Below are 14,842 nucleotides of genomic sequence, written 5' to 3' on the forward strand. Positions count from 1 at the left end.
CGGTTGACGCAGCCGGGCGGTTCAGATTCAAGAATCCGATGAATCGAACCGGCAAACCGACTGTTGAAGAACTGATGGCGCAGTTGGCCGCCAATGCCGCCGAAATCGCCGCGTTGAAAGCGGAGAAAGAAGCGCTCTCGCAGCGCGTCGTCAAACTCGAGGAAGAGCTGGCGCTTGCTCGGCTGCATCGGTTTGAGCCGCGTAGCGAAAAGCGTGCTGATAGGGTCTTCAATGAAGCCGAGCAGGTTGCAGCCGAGGACGAAGCCGACGGCGAAGATGGCGCTGTTGTTGACCTGCCGGACACCGGATTGCCGTCTGCGGACAAACCGGAAGGCAAGAAGCGCGGCCGCAAGCCGCTGCCGGAAAACCTGCCGCGCGAGCGCGTCGAATATGACCTACCCGACGATTAGAAGGCCTGCCCGTGCTGTCATGGCCAGATGCATCGCATGGGCGAGACGGTTACCGAGCAGCTTCATATCGAGGTGAAGGCGAAGGTCTTGCAGAATGTGCGGTTCAAATATGCTTGCCGCCATTGCGACCGCACCGGCATCAACACGCCGGTCGTGACCGCGCCGATGCCCGTGCAACCGTTGCCGGGCAGTATCGCCACGGCCTCGACGCTGGCCTTCGCCCTGGTTCACAAATACGTCGATGGCACGCCGCTCTACCGCTTAGCTCAGACCTTCGAGCGTGCGGGCGTTCCTGTCAGCCGTGGTGCTCTCGGCCACTGGGTGATCGGTTCGAGCGAGAGGCATCTCGCCCGCATCTATGACGCGCTGAAGCTGCGGCTCAGATCGCAGTCCCTCATCCATGGCGACGAGACGACGGTCCAGGTGCTGAAGGAAAAGGACAAGCAAGCCACCAGCACATCGTACATGTGGGCTTATCGGAGCGGCGAGGACAGCGACGAGCCGATCGTGCTGCTCGACTATCAGCCGGGCCGCGGCCAGATCTACCCGCAGGCCTTTCTCGGCGACTATCGCGGCCTGTTGATGAGCGACGGTTATTCCGCTTGGCGCACGCTGGAGAGCGCCACCCACCTTGGATGCAGGGCTCATTCAAGACGGCGCTTTGTCAATGCGCTCAAGACGAGAAACAAACCCGGCGGGCCGCCGGAGCAGGCGCTCAAGTTCTTCGAACAGCTCTACCGGGTTGAAGGCCAAGCGCGAAACGAAAAGCCGAACAAGGGGGAAACGCGAGATCACTGCATTTGCCGCTTTCGTCAGCAGCACAGCGTCCCCGTCCTGAACGCCCTCAAGGAATGGCTCGACGCGATCGCTCCGAAGGTCTTGCCGGACAGCAAGCTCGGCGATGCCGTCTCCTATACGCTGAACCAATGGGACTATCTGACGCGCTACACCGAGGACGGCAGGATGCCGATAGACAACAACCTTCTGGAACGCGACATCAGAATCTTTGCGACGCGTGTTTCATTATGCACTCCATATTCAAGTGTCTGTAAACATTGGAAGTGTGTCCGCGTCGAGTTTGCGACACGGGCGACCCTTTCGGGCTATCGCAGTTTTGACGGACTCCGACGCCAGGTCGTCAGCGCGAATTTGATACGGCGCGCCCGGCACGACCTGCACAGCTGGAAGAATACCGGTCTTGATAAGTCGCCGTACGGCGTGGTGTGTCACGCCTAAAGCCCTTGCGGCTTCACTCATGGTGAGCCAGTCGCCACCTTTTTCGGCAGAACGGTAGGCGTGGATGCCGCGAACCCGTCGAACCGATGAGACACGGTGCGCCGTCCACGTCTTGCCCTGGCCAGTAGGCAAACCCATACGATTAAGCGACGCGGCGATATGCTCGTCAGACCAACGGCCAGCCATGCTGCGCATCACTGCCAACGCATCGTCAGTTGTCGCGCAACCATGCTCTCCCGGTTGGGGTTTGCGAACGCGCAACTCTGAATGCTGGCCACCTCGCCAGTGGATCGTAAGGACAATGTCGCGCACCGTATCGTCGACATCGACGATGATGTCGGCGATTAAAGTCCGTAGCAGCTGCTGACGGGCACGCATTGTGACATCGGGGGCGTTCCAGGCTGCGGACAGGTTTTCCGCCATGTTGGCAAAAGCGCTTGGGTCAACCTCGATGGTCGATGAGTTTTCGGCCGGCTTGCGTGCTTCAAGATCTCGCACACGGCGTAACGCTATTTCCCAGTTTTTCTCCAACTGGGCGGCGATTAGACGATTGTCGGGATCACAGGCTGCGTAGCGGCGCTCGGCGAGATTGGCGTCGTAGCGCGCTTGCCGAAGTTCCAGATCGAGGATCTGGCGTTGATCATCTTGTCGTTCCCGGTGCATCCGCTCCGCCTCAAACGCAGCCTCGATCGCCAAGGGTTCTACCGCGCGCAGCAGTTCACGCGCAACAGCCGCATCCGCCCGGGGCCCACCGAAGGTCATGCACCTGGGCAAGCCCATCATCAGGTTGGGCTTGTCGCAGCGATAGACCGGCCGACTTTGCGGGTTCCCTGTATAGGTAACGGTCAGCCGCCGGCCACACCGGCCACATGTAAGGATGCCTGAGAGCAAAGCTCGGCCTCCGCGGCCCGATTTCACACCGTCGGCGCGACCGTAGTTGTTGAGCGCCAACTGTTTTTGGTTTCGTTCGTATTCGTCCCAGCTGATGTACCCTTCGTGATGATCCTTGATAAACACTTCCCAGGTCCCAACCGGCTTGCGGTGGCCATAGCTCCGCCGCGCGCGCCCATCGACGATGGAGGTCCGTTTCTCGCTTTTCCCGTAAACATAAACGCCTGCGTAAAACGGATTTTTGAGAACGGATATCACGTTGCGATAGCGGATCGGCAACCAGGTAAAGCTGGTCATACGACCCTCATCCGAAGGTCGAGGGAAGTGGATTTGGTCAGCCGTCATCGATAACAACACCTGGCGCGCGCTGCCCAACTCCCCGAAGCGGGCGAATATGAGCCGGATCACCTCCTGCAAGCGTAGATCAGGATCGAGCCCCAGACCCGCTTCGCGGTGCCAGATGTAACCGAATGGGACTGATAAGCGTAGTTCGCCCCGGCGCGCCTTCGACCTGGCGGCATCCAGCATCCGCGTCCTGAGCACGCCGAGCTCGAACTCGCTGATGCTGCCTTTCATACCCAAGAGCAGACGATCATTGGGTTGGCTGGGATTGTATATGCCGTCGTGGTCAAGGACACGGGCTTCAACGAGTCCGCACAACTCCAGAAGATGGTGCCAGTCACGGCCATTTCGCGCGAGCCTTGACGCATCCTGGCACAAAACAGCGCCCACTTTGCCTGCACACAGCCATGCCACCAGACGATCAAAACCGGGGCGCGCCACTGTCCCGCTCGCGGATCGCCCGAGATCGTCATCGATAACCTCAACGTCGATGAATCCGTGCTGGCGGGCAATGTTGACGAGGTCGTATTGCCGCCGCTGGCTCTCCAGGTTGGTCATGACCTGGGACTGCGTCGATTGCCGCACATAAACGACGGCTTTGCGCTTCAGGAGTTGCGTGGGGATCAATTCAACGCCGGTCATCATCGAGATCCTCCACGATGAGGCCGGCTGCCTGCATCAGAACTTGCGCAAGCGCGGTTACGACCTCCGTCCGCTCCGCCTCGTTCATCCCGTCCACCTTGCAGGGCTCGAACATCATGCTCATCTGCCTTCCCGCAGTCGGCGCGGGCGCGTTGTGCTGCTTCATCGACTTTCTCCCTTGCGATTCCATTTTCGCTCTGGGAGTGTGCGGGAGCAGCAGACGGCGTGACCAGCCTCTTGAGATCCGACAGCGCTGCAAGATCAACCTGTGGCTGGCCAATTCTCATGTCGGCGCAGACGAGGGGATCCACCATCCAGCCAGGAACGGAGACAACAATGCCAGACGGTCCTTCTATTTTGAGAAACTGACCAGTGGCCCGCTGCTCTACCTGCCGCACGATAACCTTCTGACCGAAATAGGGATGCCAACGATAATGAACTTCCCACTCTTCGCCGACATGGGCAGAATGAACGGGTGATGGGCACCGGCAGGAAGAGTTGGCTGTTCAGCGACACTGTCGAGGGAGCCAGGGCCAGCGCCGTTGCCTACAGCCTGATGTTGACCTGCCGGGCTTGCGGCGTCGAGCCGTTAGCGTGGTTGCGCCACGTCCTCACCGAATTGCCTCAGCGCGCCAGCGACGCCGACATCAACGATCTGCTGCCCTTCAACTTCCCCAAAACCACGGCCGTCTGAGCCGATACGATGCCTTCCTCTGTCGCAAGGCAATCCGTCGAAATCGCCAGCGTCAACGTGCAGGGAAATGAGCGCTTACGCTCAATCCACTTTCTTGCTCGGCATAAATGTTGTCGTCTCTCGACGTCATTTTATCTCGGGAGGAGACCACATTGTCAAAGTCGAAGGAAGTTCTGCTCGAATGTACGCGATTGATGGACCCTGGCGCCTTGCGACCGTTCGTGGAAGCGTTCACGAGCCGATTGTCGAGCCTGGGACACACCCGCTTGACGGTGTCAGGCTACGAAGCTTCGGCCCGTCACTTCGGACATTGGCTGCAAAGCACCAAGATCGCTGTCGCGGAGATCAACGAGGATACGGTTCGCCGCTTTGCGCGACATCGATGCCGCTGCGCCGGCGTCCGACGAGCCGATCGCCTGTCCGCCAAATACGTGAACCGGACGCGGCGGTTCGTAAGCTTTCTGGCGGAATGCGGGGTCGTAATGCCATTGACGCAGGATGAGCCGCGTGCCCACGACGACCAAGTTCTTGCATTCCAGATTTGGCTGAGACGGCACCGGGGCATTTCTGAGCGTACAATCGGTCGCCATGGCCGGATGGTGATGCGGCTGCTTCCCGCTTTGGGTCCCGATCCAAGACACTACGATGCCGGTCTCATTCGGCAAGCGATCCTGGGGGAAGCGCAGCGCAATTCGCCGGCAAACCTCAAGACGATGACGATGGCGTTACGAGGCTACCTCAGATATTTGGCAACCCAAGGCCTGTGCCAACCGGGCCTTGATCATGCGATCCCGACGGTTCCGCTATGGCGGTTGTCGGCCTTGCTGCGCTGCATCTCAACAGCGGAAGTCGAGCGGGTCATTGCGTCGTGCGACGTAACGACGCCAATGGGCATCCGCGACCGCGCGGTGCTTCTGCTACTTGCACGACTCGGCCTACGCGCCAGCGACATTTCAGGCATGCGCCTCAACGATATTGACTGGAGCGAGGGAACCTTGCGCGTTCACGGTAAAGGACGTCGCGAGGTCCGGCTTCCGCTGCCTCAGGATGCTGGCGACGCGATTATCGATTATCTGCGAGACACCCGTCCGCCTGCAGCCTGTGAGCAGATCTTCCTGCGGACTGTTGCACCGTTTCGGCCGTTGGTGAGCGCGAGTGTCTCGAGCATCGTCAGCCTTGCGCTCGCGAGGGCCGGCATCGACCACGCTCCCTCCCGAGGCGCCCATCTTCTGCGGCACTCGGCAGCTACAAGCATGCTGCGGGCCGGCGCCATGCTGGACATGATTGGAACCGTGCTGCGCCATCGGTCGGTCGACACCACCGCCCATTACGCGAAGGTTGACGTCGACATGTTGCTTCGGGTTACCCAGCCCTAGCCGGGGAGTGCGTCATGCTGAGCCAGGATCTCGCACGCTATGTGGAACTGCAGCATAGGCTGGGCTACAGGTTCCGCGTCCAGAACACGCTGTTGAAGAGCTTTGTTGCCTTCGCCGAGCGACACGACGACCGACATGTCCAAGCTGCCCGCGTGCTCGAATGGGCGAGCCTTGCGCCTTCGCCGGCGCAATGGTCGCGGCGGCATGTGCAATCCTGGTCCAGCTCTGGTTTCGCGCACAAGCCAAGCGCACCACCTTCCGGCGCCGGCAGGTCGCTTCGAAGGCCTCGACGCTGGCGGAGGCTGCGTCGTCCATAGCTTGCGCGGCAGGCACAGCCCTAGTCGTGGCGGGAAGCCCGTTGGCGCTCCTCACCGCTGTCCTGCTCTCGTGTGTGCTTGGAACCTCCTGGAGCATCCGTCCAAAACACGGTGCAAACGCCTGATGGATCAAAGATCCGCCCATGCCGTTGCCACCTGCCTGGTCGCTGCCTGCGATACCGGCAGGTGTGAAGGCTGTTGACCGGCGGTCGCATCGTCACCATCTGAGCCTCGTGCGGGACGACCCGTGCTTTCCATTCAAATCCCGGGACGGCCCGGGACGAAATTGGAAAGTCATACCGTGGCCTGGATCTATCTCGTTCTTGCCGGTGTCCTGGAAATCATTTGGGCGTTCTTCATGAAGAAGTCCGCAGGGTTCACGCTCATCGTGCCCAGCACGATCACCGTCGTTACAATGATCGCGAGTTTCGCCCTTCTCTCGATCTCAATGCGATCACTCCCACTTGGCACTGCCTATACGGTTTGGACCGGAATTGGTGCCATAGGCGCTTTTTCGATTGGCGTCCTGGTGCTGGGCGAAGCGTTAACGCCAATACGGCTGATTGCGGCGCTGCTGATCATGGCAGGCATCCTGCTCATGAAGTTGTCCGGTTCAGCTGCCCAGATGTTCAGTCCCGGCACCTGATGGCGTGCCGATGTGCCTTCACAGGCTGAAGGGATCGTTGGCCGACGGCTTCAGGCATACCCCATCGAAGACCGGGATCACCCCCCTGCGCCCGGCTTGCGGCCTGAAGCCGCCCGGGCGTTTTAATTGAAAATCGCCGATTTAGCCGGTGATCCGCAACTTGTCAGCTTATGGCTGCTGCCGCGGCAGCAGGAGGTGCCACCGGTTCAGACTGGCGGGTTTCCTTCGCTTCCCTGACAATCGGCTCATCGTGCTGACGGCCTTTTCGCTTCGGACCGCCATTTTGGCCGAGATCGTCCACTTGCGCGGGGCGCCCCAGTAGGAAACCCTGTCCTTCGTCGCACCCTTCCTGCTGCAGCGCCGACATCTGCTCGGGTGTTTCGATCCCTTCAGCAAGAACAGGTATATCGAGGCTTTTCCCCAGAGCCAGCACCGCCCGGACGATGGCCTTCGACTGGCGATCCTGTTCCATGCCCCCAACGAATGCACGGTCGAGCTTGATCTTGTCGAACGGGAAAGTCCGCAGCGTTTCGAGCGAGGAGTAACCGGTGCCGAAATCATCCAGCGCCAGGCCGACACCCAGGTCCTTTATCTGGCGCATGATGTGCAGGGAACGGACCTTGTCTTTGACAAGGGCGGTTTCGGTCAGTTCAAGCTCCAGCCGCCGCGGCGAAAGCCCGGTTTTTACCAGTGCTTCGTGAACGAGGCGGGGCAGGTTCGAATCCATGAACTGGACAGCGGATACGTTGACCGCAACCTTGTATTCCGGGTCCCATTTGGCTGCGTCCTCGCAAGCCTGATGAAGCACCCAGGCCCCAAGCGGTGCAATGAGGCCGTTTTCCTCGGCGACGGGGATGAACTCGGCAGGCGAGATTGGCCCGATCACGGGATGCGTCCAGCGCACCAATGCTTCATACCCCAGGATGTTTCGCTTGGGATCAAGCGACATCTGCACCTGGTAGTGGACTTCAAGCTCGCCCCGTTCAAGGGCCTGCCGCAGATCTTCCGCGAGTTGCCGCCGATTGCGCACCGATGCGCCGATCTTGGCATCGTAGAAGCAGATCGTCTCAAGAAAGGCGTGCTTCGCATGATACATGGCGAGATCGGCGTTGTTGACGAGTTCGTCCGCGCTCCTTGCATCGTCTGGCCAGACCGCCGCCCCAAGGCTCGCCCCGACGACATTCTCCATCGCTCCGACCTTCAGAGGGCGGCTGAAGATGCCTTCGATCCGCCCGGCGAAGTCAAAGATTTCACTTCTGTTCGCGAACGGCTTGATGGCTGCGAATTCATCTCCGCCCAGGCGGGCGATGAATTCATCGTCCCTCAGGCACTGCTCCATCCGCCGGGCAAGAATGCGCAGGACTTCGTCGCCGGCCGCATGTCCGAAGGTATCGTTGATTTCCTTGAACCGGTTGAGATCGATGCCGATCACGGCCAGCTTCCTGTCCGCGGCAAGCCCATCGGCAAGGAGCTGGGTCAGATGCGCCTGAAAACTGGAACGATTCGGCAGGCCGGTCAGGGCGTCGTGCGAGGCGACATGATGAAGTTGCCTTCTGGAAATCGCCCGCGCATTCGTGTCAATCAGGAAGCTCGTCAGTCCGGTTCCCACGACGATGAGCGCGACAACGGCGATGGCCAGCGCGAGCGCTATGATGGCTTGCGTATCCACCTGCGGAAAATTCTGCGACATCGGCGTAATCCGAAACGCCGTCATACCGGTGAAATGCAAACTCACGATACCTGTCACCATCAAGGCTACGGACACCCAGTAAAGCCTCGTCCCGAGGTAAGTGCGCCAGATGAGGGAAACGGCAACAGCGGTGAAAATCACCGCAATAATGACGGAAGCCAGAATGTATCCGAACTGCCATTCCACGAGGCCGACAACTCGATAGGCCAGCATTCCGCTATAATGCATGGCCGCAAACGAAAGGCCCGCAAACGCACCGCCCATTCCGGCAAAAACCTTGTTGCGGCCAATCCCGCTCAGCAGGAAACTGACAAAGAGCCCGCCCATTGCGATCACCAGCGACAGCAGGGTCAATACCGGATCGAAGGAGACGGCTGCATTGGGTTCGAACGCCAGCATTGCAACGAAATGGGTGGCCCAGACACCCCCACCGCCGGCAACCGCTGCCAGAAACTGCCAGCCGAGACGCTGCGTTCCACGCGCACGCACGCCTCGCCTCAACAATCGCAACGTGACGGCCGAACCGCACAAACAGACAATCGCGGCAAGAACCACAAGCGCAATATTATGCTGAAAAAGAATGCAACCAAGAACGGTGGTCATGTTCGGAGATATCCGTAAAAACCCTTACAACTTCCTTGCAGATAACATGTAGAAGTTACGAATAAATTGACCGCGTGAATGTTGTATAATGGAGGCAGCACAACCCCACCCGGGCGGCCACCCTCCTGCACCTCCAGAGCGCAGCTTTCCGAAGGAAGCAGTGTTCCCCGCGAACCGACCATCGGGCATTTGGTACCCTAAGGAGTGCCACAGAAACAAAAAAAGCTCCGGAAATCCGGAGCTTTTTTTGGTGTCTCGGATCGAACTGGATGATCCAAGATTATGTTTTGGTGCCCAGGAGAGGACTCGAACCTCCACGCCCTTTCGGGCACTAGCACCTGAAGCTAGCGCGTCTACCAGTTCCGCCACCTGGGCTGTGAGGGGGGCTTGTAAGGGTGGTTCCGGGGCTTGTCAATCGCTCTGTGACACTTTTTTTATCCGATTTTTGTTCCTGTGCACCGAGGCTTTCACAGGGGGCCCAAGAGGGGCCTTCACAGGCCCGCCGCAAAGGGCTAAGAAACAGCCAAGACCGGCCTCACAGAATTGCAGGGCCACACCCTTTTGGACCGACAGAAGGCCTTTTCGGATGTCCACAGAACTTAACGGCAAACTCGTCACGGTTTTCGGCGGCTCCGGTTTCCTCGGCCGCCATATCGTCCAGGCCCTCGCCCGGCGCGGCTACCGCGTGCGCGCGGCAGTGCGCCGGCCGGATCTTGCCTGGCACCTGCAGCCGCTCGGCGCCGTCGGCCAGATCATGCCGGTTCAGGCGAACCTGCGCTACCGCTGGTCGGTCGACCGGGCCGTGATCGGCGCGGACGCCGTCGTCAATGCGGTCGGCATCCTCGCTCCCTCCGGCAAGCAGAGCTTCGACGCCGTGCAGGCCTTCGGTCCGCGTGCCATTGCCGAAGCGGCGCGTGCAGCCGGCATCGACCGGATCACGCATATTTCCGCCATCGGCGCCAACGCGGAAAGCACGTCCGCCTATGCCCGCTCAAAGGCTGTCGGCGAAGCGGCCGTCCTGGAAACGCTGCCGGGCAGCGTCATCCTGCGCCCCTCCATCGTGTTCGGCCCGGAAGACGGCTTCTTCAACAAGTTCGCCGACATGGCCCGCTTCTCGCCGGTGCTGCCGCTGCTCGGCGGCGGCGACACCAAGTTCCAGCCGGTCTATGTCTGCGACGTCGCCGAGGCGGTTGCCCGTGCCGTAGACGGCCAGCTGAATGCGGGCGCAACCTATGAGCTCGGCGGACCGGAAGTCAAAAGCTTCAAGGAATGCCTGGACGAGACGCTTGCCGTCACCCGCCGCCAGCGCGTGCTGCTGCCGCTTCCCTTCCCGGTCGCCTCGGCCATGGGCAAGGTCCTGCAGCTCTTCCCCTATGCGCCTTTCACCGCCGACCAGGTCGAGCTTCTGAAGACCGACAACGTCGTCTCGGAGACTGCAAAGAAGGACGGCCGTACCCTGGAAGGCCTCGGCGTGAAGCCGGCGACCCTCGCCGCCGTGCTGCCGACCTATCTCGACCGCTATCGCGAACACGGACAGTACGACGCCCACCGGACGGCGTAAGCCGCATTTGCGAGACGGAATTCGGACGGGCCCTGCGGGGCCCGTTTTGTTTTGTCCTACCGGAATCAGCGGTGTTCTTAGGCCTGCGCCGTTACCCCCACCCCTAGCCCCTCCCCACAAGGGGGAGGGGAATCCGACTGCGGTTTTGGCAACTCTGAGCTCGCTAAATCCGGTCTGCAGCGTTCAGGGCAGAGGGCACTACCTCACAACAGGCAAGGCATAGTCCCCCTCCCCCTTGTGGGGAGGGGCTAGGGGCGGGGGTGAACGGCGCAAGCCGTAATGACGCGCGATCCCCCCACCACGCTGAGCAGACCGGGGAGATGGTGGACGGGTGTGAGGAGACATGGTGGACACTTGCCGGCAGCCTCGCCTCCCGACCAAGTGCCTTCCCCGCCACAGCTTTTCGTTGCTGCTATCGGATGCTTCGCCTAGGCTCGAACCGGGATGGGAGGCGCCGATGTCATTTCTTGCCAAGGTAACGCTGCTTTTCGTGGTCTTTGTCGATCTGCTCGGCCAGGGGCTGGTCTTTCCGATCATCAATTCCCTGGTGATGGAGCCGAGCGCCTCGATGCTGCCGGAGACGACCTCCGAGGCCATGCGCCATTTCGACTATGGCCTCATCATCGGTGTCTTCTTCCTCTGCTGGTTCTTCGGCGCGCCCTATATTTCCAAGCTGTCGGACGTGATCGGGCGCAAGAACGCCATTCTGATCTGCCTGTTCGGCGCCCTCGGCGGTTATGCGCTGACCATTGCAGCGCTCTATCTCAACAGCTTTGTCCTCTTGATCCTGGGCCGCGCGATCACCGGGCTGACGGCCGGAAACCAGCCGATTGCCCAGGCGGCGATGATCGACGGTTCGACCGACGACGAGGACCGCAACCGCAACATGGGCTATATCATCACCGGCGTCAGCTTCGGCCTCGTCGGCGGGCCGCTGCTCGGCGGGCTTCTCTCCGACCCGGTGATCCTCGGGAGCCTTGCCAGCATCAAGCTGCCCTTCTATGCCTGCTTCGTGCTGGTGGCGATTGCCATCGTGCTGGTGGTGTTCGCGTTCGAAGACCGCAAGGACGCCATCGCGGAACGGCAGCAATTCGTGTTCCGTCCCTCCGAGATCTTCGAGCTTTTGTGGCGGATCCGGAAATACCCGAAGGTGATGCGGCTGACGGCCGTTTTCTTCTTCTTCCACATCGCCAATTTGAGTTTCTACATCTTCGTCGACAATTACCTCACCAGCCGCTTCGGCTATGGCACGCTCGGCGGCTCCATGGTGATGCTGACCATCGGCGTCGCGCTCGCCTTTTCCAGCACCTTCCTGGTGGTGCCGGCGCAAAAGCGGTTCACGAAGGAAGCCATCCTGGGGATCACCTTCACGGTCTGGGCCCTGTCGGCGGCAGCCTTCATTGCCGCGCCCAACGCGCTTTTGACCTATATCCCGGTGTTCTGCTTCTATTTCGTCTTCGGCATCGCCTATCCGACCTTCCTCGGCCTTTATGCCGGGGCGGTCAGCGACAAGGAACAGGGCTGGGTGATGGGGGTGACGATCGCCGTCTTCACGCTGGTGGCCGGGGTGATCTCGCTCCTGGGCGGTGAGCTGATCGGCCTAAATCTGGACCTGCCGTTCTACGGCGTGATCCTGGCGTCGCTTGTGGCTCTGCTGGTCATGTTCCTGGCGTGGAACAAGCCGGAGATCAAGGCGCTGACGCGCCGGTCCGGCGGCTGACAGAGGGGAGGACTGCCAGCCGCCGAAGGGGGTCACGCATTGCGCGGCCCCAGCTTGATGCGGTCTTCGTGCATTTCGCGATAGCCGATTTCGGTGCGCTGCAGGCCGATATCCTTCAGCTCGCTCTCGCTCAGGCGAGAAAGAGCGCGATTGGTCTCCCTGCGGCGAAGATACTGCCGGAACTCACCGGCAAATACGCGAAGGGCAGTAAGCAGAAGGCCGCGGCTGTGTGCACGGCTGCGAAAAACGGTGTCGATCTCAAGGCTCATCTCTCTTCTCCGTGGGTTGGCAACCCGTTTGTCCCGGGCATGAGAAGAGAATGGCAATTCAATCCTGACAGCTGTGAGTCATGTTTGATCCCGTTCTGTTCACGGGGTATGATTTTTTTTCGACAGCCACCCGTCCCGGACCGATTCCCATGAACCCGATTGAACGTGCGCTCGGTATTCTCCTCCTGTTGACCGGCGGCAAGCTGGTGCCCGCGACCGTCCTGGCCGAACGCTTCCAGGTGTCGCTCAGGACCATCTACCGCGACATCGACCGGCTGATCGCGCTTGGCGTGCCGGTCGATGCGGAACGCGGCGCGGAAGGCGGCTATCGCCTCGCCAGCGGCTATATCCAGCCGCCGGTGGCGCTGACCCGCAACGAGACCGCCGCTCTGCTGGCGGCGATGGCGCTGGTGCGTTCCAGCCGCACCGTACCGCTGGCGGCAGATCTGAATTCGGCGGAAAAGAAGCTGCTCGCATCCCTGCCGAAAACCGTGCACGGGCTGTTGATGGAAGCCGACCGCATCGTCGGCATCGAACCGATCCCGCCGGACATCTTCCATGCCGGTACCAAGGCGGAGGCGACGGGCGACTGGCAGAAGGCGCTGGACGGTTTCATGGCCGGCATCCTCGACAGCAAGCGCGTGCGCTTCGACCACGTCAATCCGGTGCGCGACACCATTAAAGCACATGATGTCGAACCCTATGGCGTCATGTTCGACCGGGACCTGTGGTATCTCGCTGGGCGCTGCGTCGATACCGACACGCTGAAGGTCTACCGGGCGGATCGGGTGCGCGGGCTCGAGATCAGCGGGCTGTTCTTCCGCCCGGACAGGGAGTTTTCGATCAAGAGCCTTCTGGGAGGCGCCTGGCTCTCCAACGCCATGCGCCGCTGGGAGCAGGAAGAGGCGATTGCCGAAATCCTGATCACCCCGGCCCAGGCCAAGCGCCTCAGCGCCGACTGGTACTATCGTCACGCGATCTTTACGCCCGCGGGCGACGGCAAGGTGATGGTCAGCATTCCCTCCACGGACCGGGCCCGCATCCTGCCGCTGGTCCGCTGGCTTGGCCCCGGTGCGGAACTGGTGGGACCTGAGAACCTGCGCCGGGAACTGGCGACAGAGCTGGAGGCACTTGCCGGGCTTTATGGCGAACAGGCAAGACTGGACCGGTCGGCGTAAGGTGGAGGTCGGGGATGGCTCCTCCTCCCCTCTGGCATTCCGGCTTGCCAACAGCCCTCCTCCGCACCGTCATTCCGGACAAGCGCAGCAACGCTGCGCGCCGATCCGGAACCCAGCATTTCAGCGTGAGCGGAGCGAACACTACTTAAAGGGAATTGGACGCGCTTCCGCGCGAAATATATCTGGATCCCGGATCAGCGTTCGACTTGCGTCTCACTTGTCCGGGATGACGGAGATGGAGGTGAACGTGGTGTCGCCTACTCTAGCTCAGGCCCCTCACCCCAGGAAATAAAGCCCCGCGAATCCAGCGATGCCGACGCCGATGCGCCACCAGGCGAAGGGGGCGAAGCCGTGGCGGGAGACGAAGTCGAGCAGGCCACGAACCACGAAGACACCGGCAATGAAGGAGGCGACGAAACCGATGCCGATCAGCATGGCGTCATCGGCCGAAAGCACGTTGCGGTTCTTGTAGAGATCGTAGGCGAAGGCGCCGGCCATGGTGGGCATGGCGAGGAAGAAGGAAAACTCCGCCGCGGAGCGCTTGTCCGTGCCCATCAGCAAGGCACCGGCAATGGTGGCGCCGGAGCGCGACACGCCGGGCACCATGGCCAGGCACTGGCAGACGCCGATTTTCAGGCACAATGACAGCGGATAATCCATCACGTTGGTGTAGCGCGGCTTCAGCGGCAGGCGGTCGATCCACAAAAGAATGATGCCGCCGACGAGAAGCGTGGTGCAGATCAACGCCGGGGTCTCGAACAGCACTTCCTTGATGAAGCCGTGCAGCAGCACGCCGATAACGGCGGCGGGCAGGAAGGCGATGAGGATGCCTGCGACAAATCGCCGACTCGAGGAATCGCTCGGCAGGGAGATCGCGAGGGTCCAAAGACGGGAGAAATAGACCGACAGGATCGCCAGAATGGCACCGAGCTGGATCAGCACCTCGAAAGTCTTGCCGGTGCTGTCGAAGCCGAGAAAGTGGCCGAGCAACAGGATATGGCCGGTGGAAGAGACGGGAATGAATTCGGTCAGCCCTTCGACGATCCCCAAAATTAGAGCGTTTACAATCGTTTGGCCGTCCATTGTGTATCCCGTCTGCATTTGGCTTGAAGAATTCCAGCCAGACCAAGTATGTGTCGCGACTTGAAGGGCGACTCAGGGGCCACCCCGGACCGCCGCCTATTTGACGAAGCGGTGGGGTGGCGTCAAACCCTTGATAACCATATTCGGGGCAAACTCACCGCAATCGAGATCCGACACTCCGACG

At 60.9% G+C, this 14,842-nt stretch carries 11 protein-coding genes, 1 tRNA gene and 2 pseudogenes; 8 read left to right on the top strand and 6 right to left on the bottom strand.

The window, feature by feature from the left end:
• Positions 1-38: 38 nt before the first annotated feature.
• Positions 39-1,424: pseudogene (gene tnpC, locus ACX3M4_RS13135) on the top strand (IS66 family transposase); the annotation flags it as partial.
• A gap of 24 nt (positions 1,425-1,448) precedes the next feature.
• Here the strand turns inward: tnpC and ACX3M4_RS13140 are convergent.
• Positions 1,449-3,521: a recombinase family protein gene (locus tag ACX3M4_RS13140; protein ID WP_459359421.1), complete on the bottom strand. Its 2,073-nt coding sequence runs from the start codon at positions 3,519-3,521 to the stop codon at positions 1,449-1,451.
• A complete protein-coding gene (locus ACX3M4_RS13145; RefSeq protein WP_459356458.1) occupies positions 3,508-3,687 on the bottom strand; it encodes a hypothetical protein in 180 nt (59 codons plus the stop codon). The genes ACX3M4_RS13140 and ACX3M4_RS13145 overlap by 14 nt, the downstream gene beginning before the upstream one ends.
• A 306-nt stretch (positions 3,688-3,993) precedes the next feature.
• On the opposite strand from ACX3M4_RS13145, the pseudogene ACX3M4_RS13150 reads away from it, so the two are divergent.
• The 4 genes and pseudogenes from ACX3M4_RS13150 to ACX3M4_RS13165 all read left to right on the top strand — a co-directional run.
• Positions 3,994-4,215 (top strand): annotated as a pseudogene (locus tag ACX3M4_RS13150) (transposase domain-containing protein); the annotation flags it as partial.
• A gap of 152 nt (positions 4,216-4,367) precedes the next feature.
• Positions 4,368-5,591, top strand: a complete 1,224-nt coding sequence (locus ACX3M4_RS13155; protein WP_459359004.1) for a tyrosine-type recombinase/integrase — start codon at positions 4,368-4,370, stop codon at positions 5,589-5,591.
• A gap of 160 nt (positions 5,592-5,751) precedes the next feature.
• Positions 5,752-6,033: a hypothetical protein gene (locus tag ACX3M4_RS13160; RefSeq protein ID WP_459359005.1), complete on the top strand. Its 282-nt coding sequence runs from the start codon at positions 5,752-5,754 to the stop codon at positions 6,031-6,033.
• A 176-nt stretch (positions 6,034-6,209) separates the two neighbouring features.
• Entirely contained in the window at positions 6,210-6,554 is a 345-nt protein-coding gene (locus ACX3M4_RS13165) for a DMT family transporter (RefSeq protein WP_459359006.1), read from the top strand.
• A gap of 163 nt (positions 6,555-6,717) precedes the next feature.
• Here the strand turns inward: ACX3M4_RS13165 and ACX3M4_RS13170 are convergent, their stop codons facing one another.
• Both ACX3M4_RS13170 and ACX3M4_RS13175 read right to left on the bottom strand, forming a co-directional pair.
• Complete coding sequence (locus ACX3M4_RS13170; RefSeq protein ID WP_459359007.1) at positions 6,718-8,733, bottom strand: putative bifunctional diguanylate cyclase/phosphodiesterase; 2,016 nt, start codon at positions 8,731-8,733, stop codon at positions 6,718-6,720.
• A gap of 402 nt (positions 8,734-9,135) precedes the next feature.
• Positions 9,136-9,222, bottom strand: a tRNA-Leu gene (locus ACX3M4_RS13175).
• A 211-nt stretch (positions 9,223-9,433) separates the two neighbouring features.
• On the opposite strand from ACX3M4_RS13175, the gene ACX3M4_RS13180 reads away from it, so the two are divergent.
• Both ACX3M4_RS13180 and ACX3M4_RS13185 read left to right on the top strand, forming a co-directional pair.
• Positions 9,434-10,408, top strand: coding sequence for a complex I NDUFA9 subunit family protein (locus ACX3M4_RS13180; RefSeq protein WP_459359008.1), 975 nt, complete (start codon positions 9,434-9,436; stop codon positions 10,406-10,408).
• Positions 10,409-10,865: 457 nt separating this feature from the next.
• On the top strand, positions 10,866-12,128 hold the full coding sequence (locus ACX3M4_RS13185) for an MFS transporter (protein WP_459359009.1): 1,263 nt from the start codon (positions 10,866-10,868) through the stop codon (positions 12,126-12,128).
• A 32-nt stretch (positions 12,129-12,160) separates the two neighbouring features.
• Here the strand turns inward: ACX3M4_RS13185 and ACX3M4_RS13190 are convergent, their stop codons facing one another.
• Positions 12,161-12,397 carry a DUF1127 domain-containing protein gene (locus ACX3M4_RS13190; protein WP_459359010.1) on the bottom strand — a complete coding sequence of 79 codons (237 nt, stop codon included), beginning with the start codon at positions 12,395-12,397 and terminating at the stop codon, positions 12,161-12,163.
• 149 nt (positions 12,398-12,546) lie between these two features.
• On the opposite strand from ACX3M4_RS13190, the gene ACX3M4_RS13195 reads away from it, so the two are divergent.
• Complete coding sequence (locus ACX3M4_RS13195) at positions 12,547-13,575, top strand: helix-turn-helix transcriptional regulator (protein WP_459359011.1); 1,029 nt, start codon at positions 12,547-12,549, stop codon at positions 13,573-13,575.
• A gap of 276 nt (positions 13,576-13,851) precedes the next feature.
• On the opposite strand, the gene ACX3M4_RS13200 is transcribed toward ACX3M4_RS13195, so the two are convergent.
• Positions 13,852-14,658, bottom strand: a complete 807-nt coding sequence (locus ACX3M4_RS13200; RefSeq protein WP_459359012.1) for an undecaprenyl-diphosphate phosphatase — start codon at positions 14,656-14,658, stop codon at positions 13,852-13,854.
• Positions 14,659-14,842 lie beyond the last annotated feature (184 nt).

Source organism: Roseibium sp. M-1 (assembly GCF_054515675.1).